Genomic DNA, 21349 nt, shown 5'->3' on the forward strand with positions numbered 1-21349 from the left:
TCCACAAAGGACATCAGGCGGCGAAGTAGAAGCCCGCTTCGAGATCGGCGATCAGACCCGGCTGCTCGGGATGCCAGTCCAGCAGCTTCTGCGTTTTCACGCTCGACGCGGGGATGTCCACGCCGACGACGGCGCTCAGGAACCCGAAGTGGTTCGCGGACTCCTCGGCGGAAATCGAGGCCACCGGCAGGCCCAGATGCTTGCCGATGAGCCCGGCGATCTGCCGCAGCGGCACGCCCTCGTCGCCGACCCCGTGCAGCTTCGCGCCCGCCGGTGCGCCTTCCAGCGCGAGCCGGAACAGGCGCGCGGCGTCGAGTTGATGCACGGCGGCCCACCGGTTGCTGCCGTCGCCGACGTAGGCCGAGACGCCCTTCTCGCGCGCGGTCCGGATGAGTGTCGGCACGAACCCGTGCCGGTCGGCCTCGCCGTGCACCGAAGGCGGCAGCCGGACCACCGACGAGCGCACGCCGCGCTCGGACAGCGACAGCGCCAGTTTCTCGGCCCGGTGCCGGAGCGCCGCGACCGATCCCGGTGCCGGGTCGTCGTCCTCGGTCCCGACGCGGCCCGGCGTGACCGACGATCCGCCGGCGATGACGAACGGTTTGCCGGAGCCGGCCAGCCCTTCGCCCAGTGCGGCGACGGCGCGCTCCTCCGCCGCGACCGCGCCCGCGAAGTCGGCGGCGGCGAACAGGTCGTGTTTGAACGCGGTGTGCACGACGCCGTCGGCCGCGGCCGACGCACGGCTCAGCACGTCGAGGTCATCGAGGGTGCCGCGCTCGGCCGCGACGCCGGCGGCCGTCAGCGAGGCGGCGCCGGCGTCCGAGCGGGCGAGTCCGGTGACCTCGTGGCCGGCGTCGAGGAGCTGGCGGACGACCGCGGAGCCGATGAAACCGGTCGCGCCCGTGACGAATACCCGCATGTGTCGATCTCCTTCGGAACGGGGTGGTGCTTCCACCGTGCTCCCTCGCGCGGGCGGAGCGCCAAGATCTGTTCCTCATCCGGCAATGCGTTCGAGGCATCACCGCAGGTAGGCTTGATTCATGGCGGATCTGGACCTGCGGCTGGTGCGGTACTTCACCGCGGTCGCCGAACACCGGCACTTCGGCCGCGCCGCCGAGGCCCTTCGCATCGCCCAGCCGTCGCTGAGCAGGCAGATCCGGCGCCTCGAACAGCAGGTCGGCGCGCGCCTGCTGGACCGCACCCCGGTGGGCACGCAGCTCACCGAAGCCGGTGCGGTGTTCCTGCCGCTGGCCAGAGCGCTGCTGCGATCCGCCACCGTGGCGACGACCCGGGCCAAGGCCGCCGCGGAGCCCAGCCGGTTCACCATCGGCTACACCCTGCACCTGGTCGTCACGCCCGCGGTGCGCGCGATGCGCCAGAAGCATCCCGACGTCGACGTGCGAGCGATGCACGTGCCCTGGGCCGACACGCGGGCCGCGCTGCTCGAACACCGGGTGGACGTGCTCGTGACGCGAATGCCGTTGGCCGCCGATCAGCTGCACGTGACCGTGCTCTACGACGAACCGCGAGGACTGCTGCTGCCCGTCGACCACCGCCTGGCCGGCAAGGAATCGGTCACTCTCGACGACATCGCCGACGAGCCGCTGCCCCGCGTGACCGACCCGGCGTGGAACGCGTTCTGGCGCATCGAGCCGCGCCCCGACGGCAGACTCGCCCCGGACGGCCCGCTGATGGGGAGTGTCGAGGACAAGTTCGAACTCATCGCCTCCGGCGAGGCGATCGCGATCGTCCCGATCGACAAGCATTTCAGCGGCGGACGAGCCGACCTCACAACGGTGCCACTCGAAGGCGTCGAACCGAGCCACGTCGTGCTCGCCACCCGCGCCGGGGACCGCGGCCGCCTCGTCGCGGACTTCCGCAAGATCGCCGAAGCCCAGCTCACCGCTGGTTAGCCGCGGTCGGCCACGCCCGCGCTGCGGCAAACGTTGTCAGCGGTCCTCGGGCGCCAGCCGCCAGAACGCGGAGACCGGGCCGACCTTGGCGCCCATCGGGTAGGAATGCGCGACGGCGTTGCTGACGAACCACTTCCCGAACCGGGCCGCATCGGGCACGCTCATCCCGCGTGCCAGGCCCGCCGTCAGCGCCGAGGCCATCGAGTCGCCCGCGCCGTGCGTGTGCGGCGTGTCGATGCGGGCACCGGGCAGTTCCAGGAACGTCGAACCGTCGTAGAGCAGGTCGACGCATTCCGGGTCTTCGCGCAGATGACCGCTCTTGACCAGCACGTAACGCGGGCCGAGCGCGTGCAGCGCGACCGCGGCCTCGTGCATCTGCTCGCGACCGGTGACGGTGAGGCCGGTGAGCAGCCGCACCTCGTCCAGGTTCGGCGTCACCACCGTCGCGCGCGGCAGCAGGAGATCGCGCAGCGCGGCCATGCCCGCCTCGTCGAACAGCGGGTGGCCGTGCATCGAGGCCGCCACAGGATCCACGACGAACGGGATCTCGGTGCCGATCCTCGCCCGGTCGCAGGCCCGCGCGACCGCGGTGATGATCTCCGCCGAGGCGAGCATGCCGGTTTTCGCCGCGCCGACGCCCATATCGGCGGCGACCGCCTCGATCTGCCCGGCCACGATGTGCGGCGGCAGATCGGAGCGGTCGTGCACACCGAGCGTGTTCTGCACGGTCACCGCCGTCACCGCGACGAGCCCGTGCACCCCGCAGGTCAGAAACGTGCGCAGATCCGCCTGCAACCCCGCCGCGCCGCCGGAGTCGGAGCCGGCGATCGTCAGCGCGCTCGGAACATCACCCATGCACCTAGTGTTGCAGCCGCCAGAACGGGGACACCGGACCGATCCCGGCGCCGAGCGGATACGACTCCGCGACGCAGCGTTCGATGAACCGCTTGCCCTCGGCCACGGCATCCGGCACGCCGAGTTCCAACGCCAGATGCGCGGTGATGGCCGACGCGAGCGTGTCGCCGCCGCCGTGCGTGTGTGGCGTGTCGTGGCGGTGGCCCGGCAGTTCGATGTACTGCGTGCCGTCGGAGAGCAGGTCGACGCACTGCGGATCGGTGTACAGGTGCCCGCCCTTGACCAGCACGTACTGCGAGCCGAACTCCAGCAGCGCGTCGGCCGCGTGCCGCTGGCTTTCCCGGTCGGTCACCTCGACGCCGGTCAGCAGCCGCACCTCGTCCAGGTTCGGCGTGATCAGCGTGGCGCGCGGGAACAACTGGGTGCGGATGGCCTCCAGCGCCTCGTCCCGCAGCAACGCGTCACCGTGCATCGAGGCCGCGACCGGGTCCACCACGAACGGCGTGACCGCGTGCCGTCCGATGCCGACCTCGTCCAGGGTGCCGGCCACCGCCTCGATGATCTCGGCGCTGGCCAGCATCCCGGTCTTGGCCGCGTGCACGCCGATGTCCTCGGCGACGGACTTGATCTGCGCGGTGACCACGTCGGCCGGGATCTCGGTGAACCCTTGCACGCCAAGGGAGTTCTGCACGGTGACCGCGGTGATCGCGGTCATGCCGTGCACCCCGCAGGCGAAGAACGTGCGCAGGTCGGCCTGGATCCCCGCACCACCGCCGGAATCGGATCCGGCGATGGTCAGTGCGGTACGGGGAGTTCCGCTCACTGCTCCACGACCGGCAGGTACACCTTGTTGCCGTGCTCGCCGAACTCGTCGGACTTCTCGCGCATACCGGCCTCAATGGCGTCCACAGTGGACAGTCCGTGTTCCTCGGCGTACTTGCGGACGTCCTGCGTGATGCGCATGGAGCAGAACTTCGGCCCGCACATCGAGCAGAAGTGCGCGGTCTTGGCGGGCTCGGCGGGCAGCGTCTCGTCGTGGAACGCGCGCGCGGTGTCCGGGTCGAGCGAGAGGTTGAACTGGTCCTCCCACCGGAACTCGAAGCGCGCCTTGGACAGCTCGTCGTCCCATTCCTGCGCGTAGGCGTGGCCCTTGGCCAGGTCGGCGCTGTGCGCGGCGATCTTGTAGGTGATCACGCCGGTCTTCACGTCGTCCCGGTTGGGCAGGCCGAGGTGCTCCTTGGGCGTGACGTAGCACAGCATCGCCGTGCCGTACCAGCCGATCTGCGCCGCACCGATGGCCGAGGTGATGTGGTCGTAGGCCGGCGCGATGTCCGTCGCGAGCGGACCGAGGGTGTAGAACGGTGCCTCGCCGCAGAGCCGTTCCTCCAGCTCCACGTTCTCCTTGATCTTGTGCATCGGCACGTGGCCGGGGCCCTCGATCATCACCTGCACGTCGTGCTCGCGGGCGATGTGGGTGAGCTCGCCGAGCGTTTCCAGTTCGGCGAACTGCGCTCGGTCGTTGGCGTCGGCGATCGAACCGGGGCGCAGCCCGTCACCGAGGGAGAACGTGACGTCGTAGGCGCGCAGGATCTCGCACAGTTCCTCGAAATGGGTGTACAGGAACGATTCCTGGTGGTGCGCGAGGCACCACGCGGCCATGATCGAACCGCCGCGCGAGACGATGCCGGTGACCCGGTTCGCGGTGAGGGGCACGTAGCGCAGCAGCACGCCCGCGTGCACGGTCATGTAGTCCACGCCCTGCTCGCACTGCTCGATCACGGTGTCGCGGTAGATCTCCCAGGTGAGCTTCTCGGGCTCACCGTCGACCTTCTCCAGCGCCTGGTAGATCGGCACGGTGCCGACCGGAACGGGCGAGTTGCGGACGTTCCACTCGCGAGTCTCGTGAATCCGCTTGCCGGTGGACAGGTCCATGATCGTGTCGGCGCCCCAGCGGGTGGCCCACACCATCTTCTCGACCTCTTCCTCCACCGAGGACCACACGGCCGAGTTGCCCATGTTCGCGTTGATCTTCACGAGGAAGTTCTTCCCGATGATCATGGGCTCGCACTCGGGGTGCTTGCGGTTGGCCGGAATCACGGCGCGACCACGGGCGACCTCGTCGCGGACGAACTCGGGGCTGACCCGCTCCCGCGCCGCGATGAACTCCATCTCCCGGGTGATCATCCCGGCCTTGGCCCAGCCGAGCTGCGTGTTGTGTTCGCGGCCGTCGGTCCAGCCGGAACGCAGCGGGTTGAGTCCATTGTGGACGTCGATGACGGCGTCCGGATCGGTGTACGGGCCGGAGGTGTCGTAGACGTCGAAATGCTCGCCGTTGGAAAGGTCGATACGGCGGGCCGGAACACGCAAACCGGACTCGGTCTGGTGGTACACCTTGCGCGAACCGGTGATCGGGCCGGTGGTCACGCTCACGGCGGCGTTGTTTTCCAGCGTCGTCAAGAAGATCACTCCCTACGCCGGCATTACCCGGTCAGGTTCGGCGGTCGGTGACACCGGCCGGGAGCGGCCAGCCACCCTCTCAGCCCGCCAAGGCGCGAGCTCCCGCGATGTGCTGTGCGTCTTCGACCATGCCATGCGGACGGGCGGACCTCAAGTGCGGTCCCTCACTTGGGCTCGTCGCGCTGCCGCGTTGTACCGCGTTCGCGACGCCGCGGCTCGTGTGGTCGCGCTTACTCTTCGCAATCAACGCGGTCCGCCTACCTTGCTAACCAGCCAGCTCCGAAGGTGTGGCGATGACGTCGACCATCGCGCCGTTGCGCAGCACCGTGATCGGCAACCGGGTACCGATCACCTCGGCGAACAGCTGCCGCTGGATGTCCTGCGCATCGGCCACGCGCGCACGGCCGACGGTCAGCACCAGATCGCCCGCGTGCAGCCCCGCGCGCTGCGCCGGCCCGCCCGGCACGACCTCCATCACCCGCAGCCCGGCCCGTTGCCCGGTGTGCTCGGCGACCTCGTCCGGCAACGGCGCCGGCGTGCCGACCACGCCGAGGTAGGCACGCCGCACCTTGCCCTCCACGAGCAGCGTGTCGATGATCCGGCGCGTCGTGGAGTTGATCGGGACCGCCATGCCGAGCCCGATCCCGGCGACCGCCGTGTTCACCCCGACCACGCGCCCGTTCGAATCCGCCAGCGCGCCGCCGGAGTTGCCGGGGTTGAGTGCCGCGTCGGTCTGGATCACGTTCTCGATCACCCGCCCGGCGTTGCGGGTGCGCGCGGGAAGGGACCGGCCCAGCGCGCTGACGACCCCGGCCGTCACCGACCCCGCGAGCCCCAGCGGGCTGCCGATCGCGACCACGAGCTGGCCGACCACGAGCTTGTCGGCGTCGCCGAGCCGCGCCGCGGGTGGTGCGCCGTCACGCACGCGCACGACGGCGAGGTCCGACAGCGGGTCCGCGCCGACGACGGTGAAGTCCGCTTCCGAGCCGTCCGAGAAGGTCGCGACCCCGCGCCGGTCCTGGCCGACCACGTGCGCGTTGGTGATGAGATAGCCGTCATCGGCGAAGACGACGGCCGAACCGCCGCCACGCGCCAGACTGAGACTCGCCACATGCGGCGTCACCTCGGCGGCCACCGAACTCACCGACCGCGAGTAGGCGTCGAGGGCGTCGGAGTCTTCCACCGCGACCACCACCCTGATTACAGCATTACAGCTATAAACAGTGTGCTCTCGAAACCCAGCAGATCGCCGCTTCTTTCACCGTCGGCGAACTCAGTCCTGCTTGGGCGGCAGCCAGGACAGACCCGGCTCGCCCCACTTGTTGCGCTTGAGCATTTTCTTCGCGGCGCGGGCATGCCTGCCGACGAGCCGGTCCAGATACAGATAGCCGTCGAGGTGGTCGGTCTCGTGCTGCAGGCAGCGTGCGAAGTACCCGGTGCCCTCGACCTCGACCGGCTTGCCGTCGGCGTCGAACCCGGTGACCTTCGCCCACGTCGCGCGCCCGGTCGGATACGACTCGCCGGGCGCGGACAGACAGCCCTCCCAGTCGTCGTCCGGATCGGGCATGGTCTCCGGGATCTCCGAGGTCTCCAGCTTCGGGTTCACCACGACGCCCTTGTGCCGCACGCCCTCGTCATCGGGACAGTCGTAGACGAACAGCCGCAGATCGAGCCCGATCTGGTTGGCGGCCAGCCCCACCCCTTCGGCCGCGTACATCGTCTCGAACATGTCGTCGACGAGCGTGCGCAGTTCGTCGTCGAACCTGGCCACCTCGCGGGTGGGGTTGTGCAGCACGGGGTCGCCGGCGATACGGATGGGGTGGATCGTCACAAACGGCGATCGTACCGACCACCACACCATGACGCGCCGGGCCGTGATCCCACCATGACCGCGCGGGCACGTGGTTCAATGGCGCCGCGGAATGACAACCGTGTGTTTCGCCGATTTGAGGAGTCAGATGGACGCCGCGGAGTCGATGGCCGGCGGGCAGCAACCCGCGACCGAGCCCGCCGCAGGCCTGTCCGAGCGCGAGCTCGCCATTCTGGCGTTCGAACGCCAGTGGTGGCAATACGCCGGGGCCAAGGAACAGGCGATCCGTGACGAGTTCGCGCTGTCGTCCACACGCTACTACCAGCTCCTCAACCGCCTGCTCGAAAAGCCGGAGGCGCTGCGCGCCGACCCGATGCTGGTCAAGCGGCTGCGCAAGATCCGCACGACCCGGCAGCGGAAGCGGGTGGCCCGGCGGTTGGGGATCGAGGCGCGATGAACTTCCTGCAGGGACTGTCCCGGCCGATGCGGCTGGCCGGCGTCGTGCTGATCGGGGTGGCGCTGATCGCCGCCGTGATCGGCATCGTGACCGCGGTGAGCGGCGGCGGTCACGAGCAGACCGCGGCCCCGTCCAGCTCGGCCACCCAGCCCGCCCCCGGCGGACCGGCGCCGAGCGAGTCCGGCGCACCCGGTTCGTCCTCGGCCCTTCCGACCACGACGACCGGTGCGCCGTCGGCGACGGGCACCGAAACCGCTCCGCCCGCCGCCTCCGGCCAGCCTGGTCAGCCCGGGCAGAGTGCCGCGCCCAACGGCGGCGTGCCTGCCGACCAGGCCGCCGCGAAGTGGGTGCCGGTGCGGGTCTACAACAACAGCACCATCAAGGGACTCGCCGCGAAGGCCGCCGACGACTTCCGCGCAGACGGCTGGAACGTGGTCAGCGTCGACAACTACCCGTACGGTGTCATCCCGACCACCACGGCGTACTACACCGAGGGCACCGACGAGGAGACCGCGGCCAAGGCACTGGCGGCCGACTTCGGCATGAAGGCCGAGCCGCGGTTCGACGGCATCAAGAACTCCAGCCCCGGCGTGATCGTCATCGTCACCAACGACTACCAGGGCCTGCACCCCAAAGGCTCATAGCCGCCGGTTCGCGTAGGCCTCCAGGCTTGCCAGCTGCGCCGGGTCCAGCGAGGGGCGCACGGTTTCGCGTGCCTTCGCGAAGTGCGCGGCGGCGACCTCGCTGGCCTCCAGCGACTCGCGCATCGCGGTCAGCGCGGCTTCGCGGACCAGCGCGGCGCAGTCCGCGGCCGAATAGCCATCCAAAGTGGAGGCGGTCTCGGCCAGGTCCACATCGGACGCGAGCGGGGTGTGCTTCGCCGTCGCACGAAGGATGTCGGCGCGCGCCTCGGCGTCCGGCGGCGGCACGTACACCAGCCGCTCCAGCCTGCCCGGCCGCAGCAGCGCCGGGTCCACCAGTTCGGGACGGTTCGTCGCGCCGAGCACGATCACCTCGCGCATCGGTTCCACGCCGTCCAGTTCGGTGAGCAGCGAGGCCACCACCCGGTCGGCCACGCCGGAATCACTGGACTGCCCGCGGCGCGGGGCGAGCGCGTCGATCTCGTCGAGGAAGATCAGCGCGGGCGAAGCCTCCCTGGCCTTGCGGAACAGCTCGCGCACGGCCCGCTCCGATTCGCCGACCCACTTGTCCATCAGCTCGGCGCCCTTGACGGCGAACACGTTCAACGCCCCGGTACCGGCCAGCGCGCGCACGAGGAACGTCTTGCCGCCGCCGGGCGGACCGTAGAGCAGCACGCCCCGCGGCGGCTCGACGCCGAGGCGCGCGAAGGAATCCGGATACCGCAGTGGCCACAGCACCGCTTCGGTGAGCGACTGCTTGACCTCGGTCATGTCGCCGACATCGTCGAGGCTCAGCCCGCCCGTCGCCAGCGTGTCCGAAGTGGACATCGAGATGGGACGCACGCTCTCCAGCGCGTCCAGCAGGTCCTGGTGGGAGATCCGCGGTTCGTCCGCCTCCCGTTGCCGCAGCGCGGCACGCAGCGCCGCGTCCCTGCGCAACGCGATCAGATCGGCGGCGACGAAACCCGGTGTCCGCTCGGCGACCGCGCCACAGTCCACACCGGACTCCACCGGCACGTCACGCAGCAGGATGCGCAGCAGCTCGGTGCGGATCTTGGCGTCGGGCAACGGAATGGCCAGTTCCCGGTCGAGCAGGTCGGCAGCACGCAGCCGCGGATCGCAGGCCTCGGGATGGGCGGTGGTCGCGATGAGCGCGAAACCCGGTTTGGCCAGCGCGGTGCGCAACTCGTCCAGGATGATCGTGGCGACCGGTGCGGGCTGCGTGGCGGGCAGCAGCGCGTCGATGTCGGTGAGCAGCAGTACCGTGGGCCCGCCCGCGGCGGCCTTGCCCAGCGTGTCCCGCAGCACCGAGGCGGTCGAGTTCGGTGCCAGCACCGCGATGCTCGGCGCGGCCAGTGACAGCACGCGCACGTCCTCGGCCGCGGCGACGGCCCGCACGAGAGTCGACTTCCCGACGCCCTCCGGGCCGGACAGCAGCACGCCCAGGCGGGCCGAGGTGCCGAGCTTGGCCAGCAGTTCCGGCCGCCGGAAGGTCAGATCGAACCATTCGGCCAGCGTCCGGGCGGGCGCCTCGGCGCCGGCGAGGTCGGCCAGCGGGACCGTCTCGTCCTCCTCCTCGACCGGGGCGGGCGGCGGCACCGATTCCACAGTGGACGGCGAGGCCGGTGGCGGCGCGGCCGGTGTGGTCGCACCGTCGCGCCAGCCGACCACGGTCGACTGGCCGACGGCGACCACGCCGCCCGGTTCGGCGGCCGTGACGGTGAGCAGTTCGGAGGTCCAGGTCGAGCCGATCGTGCGGGAGAGCTGCCCGCGCACCGAGGCCACGTCGGAGCCGGGCGGCGGCGCCAGATCCTGGGGCAGCAGGGACACCGCGTCCCCGACGGTGAGCACCTTGCCGATCAACGCGAGCCGCAGTGTGTGCGGTGACACCGAGGCGCTGGCCAGCCGCGAGCCCGCGACGGTGACCGACCGGGCCGCCGAGACCTGCGCGCGCGCGATGACGACCTCCGAGCCCTCCGTGACGCCGAGGTTCGACATCGTCACGTCGTCGGCCAGCACGATTCCCGGCGCGTTCGCGGCGTCGCCCGGCGCGGCCAGCGCCGCACTCACCCGCGCCCCGGTCAGGTGCACGGCGTCCCACGCGCGCAGGCCGAGCGCGTCGAGCACCTCGGGGTGCAGCCGCACGATGCCGCGCCGGGAGTCGAGTGCCGATGGCGTGTGCCGGACGGTCAGCGTGATCCGCGGTTCGCTCACGGTCCCTACTCTAGGGTGAGACTCCGTTGCGCGGTGGCACCACGATCTCGAGGGTCCAGCGCCGAGCTAGCGGTCGCCGCGCTGGCGCAGCCCGATGCGGCGCCAGCTGCGGCGGCGGTTGCGGTCCTGCGAGTCCGGCGGGAACGTGCGCATCCCGCGCACGACATGCCCGTTGCCGTTGCGCGGCAGGCGAACGGTGATCCCCGAGGCGCCCGCGACGCGCGGCAGCTTCGGCCGGCGCAGGCGCAACCGCCGGGTGCTGCGCGAACGGCGGATGGCGCGACGCTCGCGCAGCGGCACGTTCCACGCCTCCGGGTGGTTGGCCAGCCAGTGGTACCGGCGCACCGCGTAGGGAATGTGCACGAGATACAGCAGCAGCCCCGCGGCCAGCGCGATCAGCGGGTACTGGATGACCGCAGCGGCCAGCAGGCCGACGAGCACCAGCAGCGGGGCGATGGCCTTGGCCGGCGCCCGCACGGTCTTGAGCGACAACGTGGGGATGCGGCTGATCAGCAGCAGGGCGACGGCGACCGTCCACGCCCACACCACCGGTTTCGCCGACCACCAGCCGTCACCGAACTCCAGGGTCAGGATCAGCGGCAGCAGCGCGAGCAGCCCGCCCGCCGGTGCGGGCACCCCGGTGAAGAACTCGTTGGCGTACGGCGGTTTCTCGACATCGAGCAGCGTGTTGAACCGGGCCAGGCGGAGCACGATGCACACGGCGAACACCAGCGAGGTCACCCAGCCGAGGCCCTGCGTGTCGGTATGCCAGATGTAGAGCACCAGCGCCGGCGCCACACCGAAGGAGATCGCGTCGGACAGCGAGTCCAGCTCGGCGCCCATCTTCGACGTCGCGTCGAGCAGCCGCGCGATCCGTCCGTCGAGGCTGTCCAGTACCGCGGCGACGCCGATCGCGCCGATCGCGAGCATGTAGTTGTGGCTGAGCGCGAACTGGACCGACGAAAGGCCCGCGCACAACGCGAGCACCGTGATGGCGTTCGGCAGCAGTCGCACGCTCGGGTTCATCACCCGGACCATGATCAGGCCTTCCCGGACGGGAGCTCGGCGAGCGGGGTTTCGCCGCCGATGGTGCGCTGGCCCTTGCTGACCAGCATCCGGCTACCCGGCGGCAGGTACAGGTCCACGCGAGAGCCGAAGCGGATCAGACCGTACGTGTCACCGGCCGACACCTTCTCGCCTTCCGCGATCTGGCACACGATGCGGCGCGCGACGAGCCCGGCGATCTGCACGACCACCAGGTCGTGGCCGTCGACCGTGCGCAGCAGCACGGAATTGCGCTCGTTGTCGTCGCTGGCCTTGTCCAGATCCGCGGACAGGAACTTGCCCGGCCGGTAGGCGACCCGCTCGACCGAGCCGGTCGCGGGGGCGCGCTGGACGTGCACGTCGAACACGGACAGGAAGATGCTCACCCGCATCCGCGGCTCGGCGGGCAGGCCGAGCTCGGGCGGCGGGACGGCCTCCTCGATCAGCGACACCAGCCCGTCCGCGGCCGCGAGTGCGAGCCCGGGGCGCTCGGGCGGCACGCGCTTCGGCTCGCGGAAGAACGCCGCGGTGGCCAGCGTGGCGAGCCCGGCCAGCGTGCCGAGCGGCTTGGACACGCGGCGCAGGAGCAGGGTCGCGGCGACCCCACCCGCGACGAACGGGCGGCCCGCGGGATGCATCGGCGGGAGGGTTTCGCGGGCCAGTTGCAGGGCGTGGGCGACCGGGTTGCCAGCCTGCTCCGGCGTCTTGGGGCTCATCACGTTCCCGATTGTTGGGTTTCAGGTAACCGGTTGATATCGACCAAGCCGGGACAGGCGTGGCTTTTCACCGATCTGGGTATCCACGCTACCGCCAGGTCTCGGTAGACCCGGCTCTGCGTCCCCAACCTCGCCTACCCGCACGGGGGAGCCGCGCCGGGCTCCCGTGCTAACGGAAAGTCGCGGCGGGCGATGCATTCCGTAGTAGTGGCAGAGAGGAACGTCATGGCAGCGCCGGAACTCACGCCGAGCGGGCGTCTTGGCGAACTGCTCGACGCGTGGCGCGCGGACATCGCCAGCGTGCCCATGCCCGAACTCGTCGAGCTGGCGGTGGCCGTGGCGATCGTGCGGGAGGGACTTCGCCGGACGGGTGCCGCCCCCGACGCGACGCCCGTCCGGCAAGCGAGCGAATCCTTCGGTGCGCGAAAGCTTAGTGTTTGCGAAGCAACCTATGACCACTCGTAGGGAAGTTGTTACAAACGGTCACGCGATCGGGGATTTCGCCTCCCGAGTGCCAGGACCAGCCGCAGGATGCCCAGCAGCACGACGGCTCCGAGCACCGCGACGCCGAAACTCGGGAAGTCGAATTCGAACGTCTTCGCCTCGCCGGTGACGAGCCGGTAGATCAACCCGCCCAGCGCGGCGCCGACGACCCCGACCAGCACGCTGACCAGGCAGCCCTGGCGCCGCCGGTCCGGGCCGCCGATGACCAGGTTGGCCGCCCAGCCGGCGAGCGCGCCGAAGATGATCCACGAGAAAATGCCCACGTGCCCAGGTTAGAGCAGCAGCACGTCCACTTTGGTGCCTTCGGGTGCCTCCGTCGTGTCCTCCGGTAACACGATCAGGCAGTTCGCCTGGGTGAACGCGGCCAGCAGGTGCGAGCCGGGGCCGCCGCGCGGGCCGACCTCGCCGGTGACCTGGCCTTCCTTGTGCCAGTAGAAGCCGCGGCGGAACTGGCGACGGCCCTGCGGCGACTTGAGCCCCTCGGTCAGCCGCGCCCGCACCCGGCGCCGGTCCACGTCGGTGTGGCCGAGCGCGGTCAGCAGCGCCGGCCGCAGGAACACCTCGAACGACACCAGCACACTCACCGGGTTGCCGGGCAGCGTCACCACCGGCACGCCGTTCCACCGGCCGTTGCCCTGCGGTCCGCCCGGCTGCATCGCGACCTTGGTGAACGTCGTGCCCTGCCCGGACAGCGCGTCCTTGACGACCTCGTACGCGCCCGCGCTGACCCCGCCGGAGGTGACCATCAAATCCGCGTCCGCCAGCTTCGGCTCGATCTCGCGGCGGAAGGTCGCCACGTCGTCGACGCTGAACGCGACTTCGACCTCGCAGCCGAGCGCCCGGATCGCCGCGGCCAGTGTCACGCTGTTGGACTCGTAGATCTGCCCGTGCTTGAGCGGCTGCGGCGCCACCACCAGTTCCGAACCGGTGGACACGACCAGCACCCGCAGCGGCCGGTAGACGGTGAGCCGCTCGGTGCCCACCGCCGCCGCCAGGCCGAGCTGCGCCGGGCCGAGCACCGTGCCCGCGGGCAGCGCGACGGTGCCCTGCGCGACGTCCTCGCCCGTGCGCCGCAGGTGCGCCCCCGGCGCCGCGCCCTGCTTGATCAGCACCTTCTCGGTGCCGCCGTCGGTGTGCTCGACCATCACGACGGCGTCCGCGCCCGGCGGCATCGGCGCGCCGGTCATGATCCGGTGCGCGGTGCCCGGCAGCAGCGGCGGCACCTCGGTGCGCCCGGCCGGGATGTCCTCGGCGACCGGCAGTTCGACGGGCACCTCGGCGACGTCGACCGCCCGTACCGCGTAGCCGTCCATGGCGGAGTTGTCGAACGGGGGCAGGGACACTCCGGCCAGCAGATCCTCGGCCAGTACGAGCCCCGCGCAGTCGGCGAGCGGGAGGCTCACCGCGGGTGCCCTGCCCAGCAGCGACGTGATGGTGGCGCGGTATTCGTCGACGGAAATCACCGGACCATCCTGCCTCTTCGCGAGCGTCGTGCAAGACTCTCCCCGTTTCGATCGATGTCAGGGGGAGGTTCGGTGCGGGTCCACACGCGGCACACGCCCTCGTTCGGCGTGGCGCGGATCAGCCTCGCGCCCGGCGAGGCGGTGCAGGCCGTGAGCGACACCATGATCGCCAGCAGCTTCGGTGTCACCGAGGTCCAGCAGTCCAGACGCGGCGGCCCGTCCGTGTTCACCGCACCCGCCGACGGCGGCTGGGTCGACCTCGCGCCGTCGCGCCCCGGCGACGTCTACACGCTCGAACTCGACGGCCGGACCGGCTGGAACGTGTACAAGGACGCCTTCCTCGCCCGGCCGTCCACGGTGCGCATCGACCATCCGTGGCAGACGCTGCAGTCGCTGTTCGGCGCCGACACCGGGTTCCTCGAGCACTACAGCGGTACGGGTTCGCTGGTGCTGGGGTGTGCGGGGCCGGTGGACGCGCTCAAACTGGACCAGGGCGAGCTCATCACCGTGCGTCCCGGTTACCTGCTGGCCTACCCCGATTCCGTCCAGTGCCGCCTGCGGGCGTTGGACCCTTCGGCGCCGCAGTCGATCCGAACGGGCGAAGGGCTCGCCCTGGACTTCGCGGGCCCGGGAACGATATTGGTGCAAGCGCGTAAATCTCCGCAATAACCCATTGCCCAAACGATTTAATCCGGTAGCGTGATCGCATCTCGGGGCGCCGGCTCGGCACGGTCTCCCAGGTTCGGTGGTTCGCAAGGAGGAAACCGTGGCAATTGGCACGGTCAAGTGGTTCAATTCCGAAAAGGGCTACGGCTTCATAGCGTCCCCTGACGGTCCGGACGTATTCGTCCATTACTCGGCCATTCAGTCTGACGGATTCCGCACCTTGGACGAAGGCGACAAGGTGGAGTTCGAGATCCAGGCAGGTCGAGACGGGCGAAGTCAGGCGGCGGACGTCCGCAAACTGTCGTAACGGCAACGGCTAGGCTGCGCTGTGTGACAGGCGATGTGTCGGGGGACCTCACCGGTCGTCGGTTGGGCAACTACCGCATTGACGGGGTGCTCGGCAAGGGCGGCATGAGTGTCATGTACAAGGCCACCGACGTCCGGCTCGGGCGCAAGGTGGCCTTGAAGGTGATCGGTGAGCACCTCGGTGCGGACGCCGAGTTCCGGGAACGGTTCGTCGACGAAGCCCGTAACACCTCCGCCATCGATCACGCCAATGTCGTGCCCCTGTACGACTTCGGCGAGATCGACGGGATGCACTACATCGCCATGCGTCTCGTCGACGGCGCCGATCTGGCCAGCCTCATCGCGGACGGGCCGATGGCGCCCGAACGCGCGCTGCGCCTGCTCGACCAGGTCGCGGACGCGCTGGACAGCCTGCACAACCGCGGGCTGGTGCACCTGGACGTCAAACCGGCCAACGTGCTGGTGACGAGCCGGGAGTCCACACGCGAGCACGTCTATGTCGCCGACTTCGGGCTGACCCGCCGCGGCGCCACCGGGCATCGCACCCGTGGCGGCGATTTCCTGGGCTCGCCCACTTACGCCGCGCCCGAGCATCTGCGTGGTGAACCGCTCGACGGGCGCACCGACCAGTACGCGCTGGCGTGTGTTCTCTACGCGTGCCTGACCGGGAGCCCGCCGTTCAAGGGTGACGTGCCGACGGTGATCAAGGGGCATCTCGCCGGCGAACCACCTCCGGTGTCCCGCGCGGTGTCGCTGCCGCCCGCGATCGACGACGTGATCCGGCGCGGAATGGCGAAGAACCCCGCCGAGCGCTACGACAACTGTGTGGAGCTGATCTCCGCCGCCCGCAAGGCACTCGGTCCCGCGGCGTCGCCGGAGACGAACTCGCCGCGGGCGGAGGGGGCGCAGGTGGGGCCGTACGGGCAGCAGCCCGGCTGGGGGCAGCCGGGGCCGCACCAGCAGGGCGCCCCGCAGGGGCCGCCGCAGCAGGGGCTCGCACCGCACGGCGCGCCGCCCCTGGCAATGCCGCCCCAGGGGATGCCGCCCCAGGGCATGCCGCCCGCGTCCCCGCCCCATGGCTCGCCCCAGCAGGCCACGACGCCCTATGGCCCGCCGCAGGGCTACCGGCAACCGCCGCCCGGGTACGCCCCGCCGTCCGGGTACAGCACCGCGCCCGGGTACGGCGCCTTCGGCCCACCTCAGGGCTACCAGCAGCCCGGCTATCCGCCGCCCTCCCCGCCGAAGAAACGCGGCCTGATGTGGCTGTGGATCGCGCTGGGTGCGCTCGTCGTGGTCGGGGGCGTGGTCGCCGCGATCGTGCTGCTGGGTGGCGGCGACGGCGGGTCATCGCCGGCGCCGGCGCCCAACATCCCGGTCGGCCCGAGCGGCGCGGCCTCGTCGGCGCCCTCGTCCAACGCGCCGCCGCCGGCGACCATCCCGATCCGGCCCTCGTCCTGACGGCGAGTTCCGCCGGTCACCGACCTGCGGATGAGCGGGTGCCGCTTGCACTCTCCGCCCCCGAGTGCTAAACACGGGATTGGCACTCGGCGCCGCCGAGTGCTAGGCGGGCGGTCAGAACCCCGACCGCCTGTCTGAAGGTCGGGACGGTGAGGCCTCCCCGGGAGAACTTCCGGGCTGGTCGTCCGTCGCGGGCACCGAGCCTGGCCGAAGGACGTGTCCTGCTGCTGGATTCCCGCAAGCGGGCCAGGCAGCGCCCAATACCGGAGGACAACACCGCAATGGCCAAACTGATCGCGTTCGACGAGGACGCCCGCCGCGGACTCGAGCGCGGCCTGAACACCCTCGCCGAAGCCGTCAAGGTGACGCTTGGCCCCCGTGGCCGCAACGTCGTGCTCGAAAAGAAGTGGGGCGCGCCGACCATCACCAACGACGGTGTCTCCATCGCCAAGGAGATCGAGCTCGAGGACCCGTGGGAGAAGATCGGGGCCGAGCTCGTCAAGGAAGTCGCCAAGAAGACCGACGACGTCGCGGGTGACGGCACCACCACCGCCACCGTGCTGGCCCAGGCGCTCGTGCGCGAGGGCCTGCGCAACGTCGCCGCCGGCGCCGACCCCATCAGCCTCAAGCGCGGCATCGAGACGGCTGTCGAGGCCGTCGTCGAGCAGCTGCACAAGGCCGCCAAGGAGGTCGAGACCAAGGAGCAGATCGCTGCCACCGCCTCGATCTCGGCCGCTGACCGCACCATCGGCGAGCTGATCGCCGAGGCGCTGGACAAGGTCGGCAAGGAAGGCGTCGTCACCGTCGAGGAGTCGAACACCTTCGGCCTCGAGCTCGAGCTCACCGAGGGTATGCGCTTCGACAAGGGCTACATCTCGGGCTACTTCGTGACCGACGCGGAGCGTCAGGAAGCCGTCCTGGAGGACCCGTACATCCTCCTTTTCGGCTCGAAGATCTCCAACGTCAAGGACATGCTCCCGGTCCTGGAGAAGGTCATGCAGTCGGGCAAGCCGCTGCTGATCATCGCCGAGGACGTCGAGGGCGAGGCCCTGGCCACGCTGGTCGTCAACAAGATCCGCGGCACCTTCAAGTCCGTCGCCGTCAAGGCTCCGGGCTTCGGTGACCGCCGCAAGGCCATCCTGCAGGACATCGCGATCCTGAGCGGTGGCCAGGTGATCAGCGAGGACGTGGGCCTCAAGCTGGAGAACGCCGACATCTCGCTGCTCGGTCGTGCCCGCAAGGCCGTCATCACCAAGGACGAGACCACCATCGTCGAGGGTGCCGGCGACGCGGACCAGATCCAGGGTCGCGTCAACCAGATCCGCGCGGAGATCGAGAACTCCGACTCGGACTACGACCGCGAGAAGCTGCAGGAGCGGCTGGCCAAGCTGGCCGGCGGCGTGGCCGTCATCAAGGCCGGTGCCGCCACCGAGGTCGAGCTGAAGGAGCGCAAGCACCGCATCGAGGACGCGGTGCGCAACGCCAAGGCCGCCGTCGAGGAGGGCATCGTCGCCGGTGGTGGCGTGGCTCTGCTGCAGGCCGCTCAGCTGGCGTTCGAGGGCCTCAAGCTCTCGGGCGACGAGGCGACCGGTGCCAACATCGTCAAGGTGGCGGTCGAGGCTCCGCTCAAGCAGATCGCGGTGAACGCCGGCCTCGAGGGCGGCGTCGTCGTGGAGAAGGTCAAGACCCTGCCCGCCGGCCACGGCCTCAACGCCGCCACCGGTGAGTACGAGGACCTGCTCGCCGCCGGCGTGCCGGACCCGACGAAGGTGACCCGCTCCGCGCTGCAGAACGCGGCCTCGATCGCGGCTCTGTTCCTCACCACCGAGGCTGTCGTCGCCGACAAGCCGGAGAAGGCCGCCGCCGCTCCGGCGGGCGACCCGACCGGTGGCATGGGCGGCATGGACTTCTGATAAGTCCTTAAGCCCTGAGCGAAAAGGGCCCGGGTGCGCAGCTCGCGCATCCGGGCCCTTTTTCAGTCCGCGGTGTCCTCGGGCATCAGTACCCAGCACGCGGCGTAGAGCAGCACCGGTGCGCCCAGGCCGAAGATCGTGGCGGCGACGAGCAGGATGCGCAGGATCGCGGCGTCCACGCCGAGCATCTCGGCCCAGCCGCCGCACACCCCGGCGAGCATCTTGTCGCTGGAGCTGCGGCGAAGTTTCTTCGTGGTCACGTTGTTCGTCATGGCTCAATGGTCGGCCGCGGCGGTGCGCCCGACATCGGGGAACGGCCCTGAGTGAACCCGGATTCGCGACCCTGAGCTGGAGTAGGTCCATATGGGCAGGCGTGTTCTTCGCCGTTAGAGTCGAGGCCATGGCGGGATCTTTGCTTGGCACCGAAGTCCGGCGGGTCGAGGACCCGGATCTGTTGCGCGGCCGCGGCACCTACGTCGGCAACCAGCGGTTCGACAACGCGTTGCACGTCGGATTCGTGCGTTCGCCGTTCGCGCACGCGTTGATCACCGGTATCGACACCACGGAGGCGGCGAAGGCGCCCGGTGTGGTCGCGGTGTACACCGCCGAGGAGCTGGGGCTGCCGGCGTTGCCGGTGTTCATCGAGGTCAACGCGCAGTGCGCGCGTCATCCGCTGGCGGTCGACCGGGTGCGGTTCGTCGGTGAGCCGGTGGTGGCCGTTGTCGCGGAAACGGCGGTCGCCGCGGCGGACGCGCTGGAACTCGTGGACGTCGACTACGAGCCGCTGCCCGCCGTCGTCGACCCCGAGGAGGCGCTCGCCCCGGAGGCGCCGACGCAGTTCCCCGAGCTGGGTTCGAACATCGCGGGCGGGCAGCGCGACGCCGACGACGACGTGCTCGCGGGCGCCGACGTGGTGGTGCGGGCACGCATCGAGAACCAGCGGCTCGCGGTCGCGCCCATGGAGGGCAACGCGATCGCCGTACTGCCGGAGGAATCCGGCGCCACGATCTACGTGTCCACCCAGATGCCGCACGGTTTCCAGCGCGCGGCGGCGACGATGTTCGGCTGGGAACTGGACCAGGTCCGAGTGATCGCACCGCACGTGGGTGGTGCGTTCGGCGGCAAGGTCGGGGTGATCGCCGAACACGCGGTGGTCATCGAGGCGGCCCGCCGGTTCGGGCGTCCGGTGCGGTGGACCGAAACGCGGTCGGAGAACCTGCAGGCGATGCCGCATGGCCGCGCGCAGGTGCAGTTCGCCGAACTGGGGCTGCGCTCGGACGGCACGATCGTCGGCCTGCGGTGCCGGGTGATCGGCGATTCGGGCGCCTACGCCGGTTTCGGCGGCGCGCTGGCGCTGGGCCCCACCCGCACGATGTCGCAGGGCGTGTACCGGATTCCCCGGATCAGCTACGCGGGGATCGCGGCGCTGACGAACACCACGCCGACGGGTGCGTTCCGCGGCGCCGGGCGGCCCGAGGCGGCGGCCATGCTGGAGCGGCTGATGGATCTCGCCGCGGCCGAGCTGGACCTGGACCCGGCGGAGCTGCGGCGGCGGAACTTCCTTTCGCCAGAGCAGTTCCCGTACAAGACGGTCACCGGGGCCAGCTACGACAACGGCGACTACGACCTGCCGCTGCGGGAGGCGCTGCGGCTGGCCGGGTACGAGGACCTGCGTGCCGAGCAGGCTCGGCGCATCGAGGCCGGCGAGAAGGTGTTGCTGGGCATCGGGATGGCCGCCTACGTCGAGATCACCGGTGGTGGTGCGGGCGAGTACGCCGCGATCGAGATCGACTCCGACGGCGGCGCGTCGATCAAGGTCGGCACGTCGGGGCACGGGCAGGGGCATCCCACCTCGTTCTCGATGATCGTGTCGGATCTGCTCGGGATTCCGTTGGAGCGCATCAAGTTCGTGCAGTCCGACACGGCGGCGGTGCCGCGCGGTGGCGGTACCGGCGGGTCGCGTTCGCTGCAGATCGGCGGGAGCGCGGTGCGGCAGGCGAGCGAGCTGGTGCTGAAGCGGGCACGGGAGCTGGCCGCCTCGCGGTTGGAGGCTTCGGTCGAGGACATCGTGCTGACCTCGGACGGGCAGCTGGGCGTGACCGGGGTGCCGAACGCGTCGCTGAGCTGGGCCGAGCTGGCCTCCGCCGCGGCGGAGGACGGTCAGGTGCTGGTGGAGGAGACGGACTTCAAGCCGGACGGCGCGACTTTCCCGTTCGGTGCGCACGTGTCCGTGGTCGAGGTGGACGTCGAGACCGGGTACGTCCGGCCGCTGCGGCACATCGCCGTGGACGACTGCGGGCGGGTGCTGAACCCGCTGATCGTGCGCGGGCAGCAGCAGGGCGGTGCGGTGCAGGGGATCTCGCAGGCGCTGTGGGAGCAGGTCTCCTTCGACGAGGACGGCAACCCGGTCACCGCCAGTTTCGCCGACTACCTGGTGCCCTCGGCGGCGGACGTGCCCGCGCTGGAGACGCACAACACGGAGACCCCGACGCCGCGAAACCCGTTGGGAGCCAAGGGAATCGGCGAATCCGCGACGATCGGCTCGACACCGGCGGTGCAGAACGCGGTGGTCGACGCGGTGAAGCACCTGGGCGTGCGGCACATCGACATCCCCGCGACCCCGCAACGGGTGTGGCGGGCCATCCAGGCCGCGAAGAACGGCGGCCCGACCTCCCCGTGGCGCGAGCCGCCCGCGGCGTTCGACACACTCCCGGTCCGGGACGCCGGCGCCTCGGCGGACGCCGATGAGGCGGTGGCGTAGGGGTTTTGGCGCATCGGCCCGGGTCGTTGGTGACCTCGGGTTCGGCGCGCGGTGCGGGTGTGGTTCCGGTGCGGTGTCGTCGGTTCGGCCCGTGACCTCGAGGCCAGGGCTCGTTCCGCCGCCTCGGACGTTCCTGGTGGCCCGATGGGCAGCTCGCGGTTACGCTGCGGC

The 21349-nt window shown here is 70.5% G+C and carries 21 protein-coding genes; 9 read left to right on the forward strand and 12 right to left on the reverse strand.

From position 1 onward, the window contains the following. Positions 1-13 precede the first annotated feature (13 nt). Entirely contained in the window at positions 14-919 is a 906-nt protein-coding gene (locus HFP15_RS19780) for an SDR family oxidoreductase (protein ID WP_168517767.1), read from the reverse strand. A gap of 121 nt (positions 920-1040) precedes the next feature. Between HFP15_RS19780 and HFP15_RS19785 the strand changes: the two genes are divergently transcribed. Next, entirely contained in the window at positions 1041-1913 is an 873-nt protein-coding gene (locus tag HFP15_RS19785; RefSeq protein WP_168517769.1) for a LysR family transcriptional regulator, read from the forward strand. Between the two features lie 36 nt (positions 1914-1949). Here the strand turns inward: HFP15_RS19785 and thiD (HFP15_RS19790) are convergent, their stop codons facing one another. The 5 genes from thiD (HFP15_RS19790) to HFP15_RS19810 form a co-directional block, all read right to left on the reverse strand. Continuing rightward, positions 1950-2768, reverse strand: a complete 819-nt coding sequence (thiD, locus tag HFP15_RS19790) for a bifunctional hydroxymethylpyrimidine kinase/phosphomethylpyrimidine kinase (RefSeq protein ID WP_168517771.1) — start codon at positions 2766-2768, stop codon at positions 1950-1952. A 4-nt stretch (positions 2769-2772) separates the two neighbouring features. Beyond that, entirely contained in the window at positions 2773-3591 is an 819-nt protein-coding gene (gene thiD / locus HFP15_RS19795) for a bifunctional hydroxymethylpyrimidine kinase/phosphomethylpyrimidine kinase (protein WP_168517773.1), read from the reverse strand. After that, positions 3588-5225, reverse strand: coding sequence for a phosphomethylpyrimidine synthase ThiC (gene thiC / locus HFP15_RS19800; protein ID WP_281355606.1), 1638 nt, complete (start codon positions 5223-5225; stop codon positions 3588-3590). The genes thiD (HFP15_RS19795) and thiC overlap by 4 nt, the downstream gene beginning before the upstream one ends. 265 nt (positions 5226-5490) lie before the next feature. Then, a complete protein-coding gene (locus HFP15_RS19805; protein WP_168517775.1) occupies positions 5491-6408 on the reverse strand; it encodes a S1C family serine protease in 918 nt (305 codons plus the stop codon). A 90-nt stretch (positions 6409-6498) separates the two neighbouring features. After that, positions 6499-7056: a peptide deformylase gene (locus tag HFP15_RS19810; RefSeq protein WP_168517777.1), complete on the reverse strand. Its 558-nt coding sequence runs from the start codon at positions 7054-7056 to the stop codon at positions 6499-6501. Between the two features lie 127 nt (positions 7057-7183). On the opposite strand from HFP15_RS19810, the gene HFP15_RS19815 reads away from it, so the two are divergent. Then, the gene (locus HFP15_RS19815; protein WP_168517779.1) at positions 7184-7492 is read left to right on the forward strand and encodes a DUF3263 domain-containing protein; all 309 of its coding nucleotides are present in this window, start codon (positions 7184-7186) and stop codon (positions 7490-7492) included. Next, entirely contained in the window at positions 7489-8136 is a 648-nt protein-coding gene (locus HFP15_RS19820; protein ID WP_168517781.1) for a LytR C-terminal domain-containing protein, read from the forward strand. The genes HFP15_RS19815 and HFP15_RS19820 overlap by 4 nt, the downstream gene beginning before the upstream one ends. On the opposite strand, the gene HFP15_RS19825 is transcribed toward HFP15_RS19820, so the two are convergent. From HFP15_RS19825 to HFP15_RS19835, 3 genes are all read right to left on the reverse strand, one after another. Then, on the reverse strand, positions 8131-10347 hold the full coding sequence (locus HFP15_RS19825; RefSeq protein ID WP_168517783.1) for an AAA family ATPase: 2217 nt from the start codon (positions 10345-10347) through the stop codon (positions 8131-8133). The genes HFP15_RS19820 and HFP15_RS19825 overlap by 6 nt on opposite strands. Positions 10348-10413: 66 nt before the next feature. Then, on the reverse strand, positions 10414-11385 hold the full coding sequence (gene pssA / locus HFP15_RS19830) for a CDP-diacylglycerol--serine O-phosphatidyltransferase (RefSeq protein WP_168517785.1): 972 nt from the start codon (positions 11383-11385) through the stop codon (positions 10414-10416). Between the two features lie 2 nt (positions 11386-11387). Further along, positions 11388-12107, reverse strand: a complete 720-nt coding sequence (locus HFP15_RS19835; RefSeq protein WP_168518020.1) for a phosphatidylserine decarboxylase — start codon at positions 12105-12107, stop codon at positions 11388-11390. A 225-nt stretch (positions 12108-12332) separates the two neighbouring features. Between HFP15_RS19835 and HFP15_RS19840 the strand changes: the two genes are divergently transcribed. Beyond that, positions 12333-12572, forward strand: a complete 240-nt coding sequence (locus HFP15_RS19840; RefSeq protein WP_168517787.1) for a hypothetical protein — start codon at positions 12333-12335, stop codon at positions 12570-12572. A gap of 8 nt (positions 12573-12580) precedes the next feature. Here the strand turns inward: HFP15_RS19840 and HFP15_RS19845 are convergent, their stop codons facing one another. Together HFP15_RS19845 and moeA are read right to left on the reverse strand one after the other, a co-directional pair. Further along, the gene (locus HFP15_RS19845) at positions 12581-12874 is read right to left on the reverse strand and encodes a GlsB/YeaQ/YmgE family stress response membrane protein (RefSeq protein WP_168517789.1); all 294 of its coding nucleotides are present in this window, start codon (positions 12872-12874) and stop codon (positions 12581-12583) included. 9 nt (positions 12875-12883) lie between these two features. After that, positions 12884-14074, reverse strand: a complete 1191-nt coding sequence (moeA, locus tag HFP15_RS19850) for a molybdopterin molybdotransferase MoeA (protein ID WP_168517791.1) — start codon at positions 14072-14074, stop codon at positions 12884-12886. Between the two features lie 72 nt (positions 14075-14146). Here moeA and HFP15_RS19855 point away from each other — a divergent pair, with 72 nt between their 5' ends. The 4 genes from HFP15_RS19855 to groL all read left to right on the forward strand — a co-directional run bounded on the left by HFP15_RS19855 (position 14147) and on the right by groL (position 18417). Continuing rightward, positions 14147-14743, forward strand: a complete 597-nt coding sequence (locus tag HFP15_RS19855; protein WP_168517793.1) for an AIM24 family protein — start codon at positions 14147-14149, stop codon at positions 14741-14743. Between the two features lie 97 nt (positions 14744-14840). Further along, positions 14841-15047, forward strand: coding sequence for a cold-shock protein (locus HFP15_RS19860; RefSeq protein ID WP_168517795.1), 207 nt, complete (start codon positions 14841-14843; stop codon positions 15045-15047). Between the two features lie 23 nt (positions 15048-15070). Next, positions 15071-16504: a serine/threonine-protein kinase gene (locus HFP15_RS19865; protein WP_312871655.1), complete on the forward strand. Its 1434-nt coding sequence runs from the start codon at positions 15071-15073 to the stop codon at positions 16502-16504. 281 nt (positions 16505-16785) lie between these two features. Next, positions 16786-18417, forward strand: coding sequence for a chaperonin GroEL (groL, locus tag HFP15_RS19870; protein ID WP_168518024.1), 1632 nt, complete (start codon positions 16786-16788; stop codon positions 18415-18417). A 62-nt stretch (positions 18418-18479) separates the two neighbouring features. Here the strand turns inward: groL and HFP15_RS19875 are convergent, their stop codons facing one another. Continuing rightward, the gene (locus HFP15_RS19875) at positions 18480-18689 is read right to left on the reverse strand and encodes a PspC domain-containing protein (RefSeq protein WP_168517797.1); all 210 of its coding nucleotides are present in this window, start codon (positions 18687-18689) and stop codon (positions 18480-18482) included. Between the two features lie 128 nt (positions 18690-18817). Between HFP15_RS19875 and HFP15_RS19880 the strand changes: the two genes are divergently transcribed. Continuing rightward, entirely contained in the window at positions 18818-21178 is a 2361-nt protein-coding gene (locus HFP15_RS19880; protein WP_168517799.1) for a xanthine dehydrogenase family protein molybdopterin-binding subunit, read from the forward strand. Positions 21179-21349: the final 171 nt, after the last annotated feature.

Source organism: Amycolatopsis acididurans, assembly GCF_012328925.1.
Classification (GTDB): Bacteria; Actinomycetota; Actinomycetes; order Mycobacteriales; family Pseudonocardiaceae; genus Amycolatopsis_E; species Amycolatopsis_E acididurans.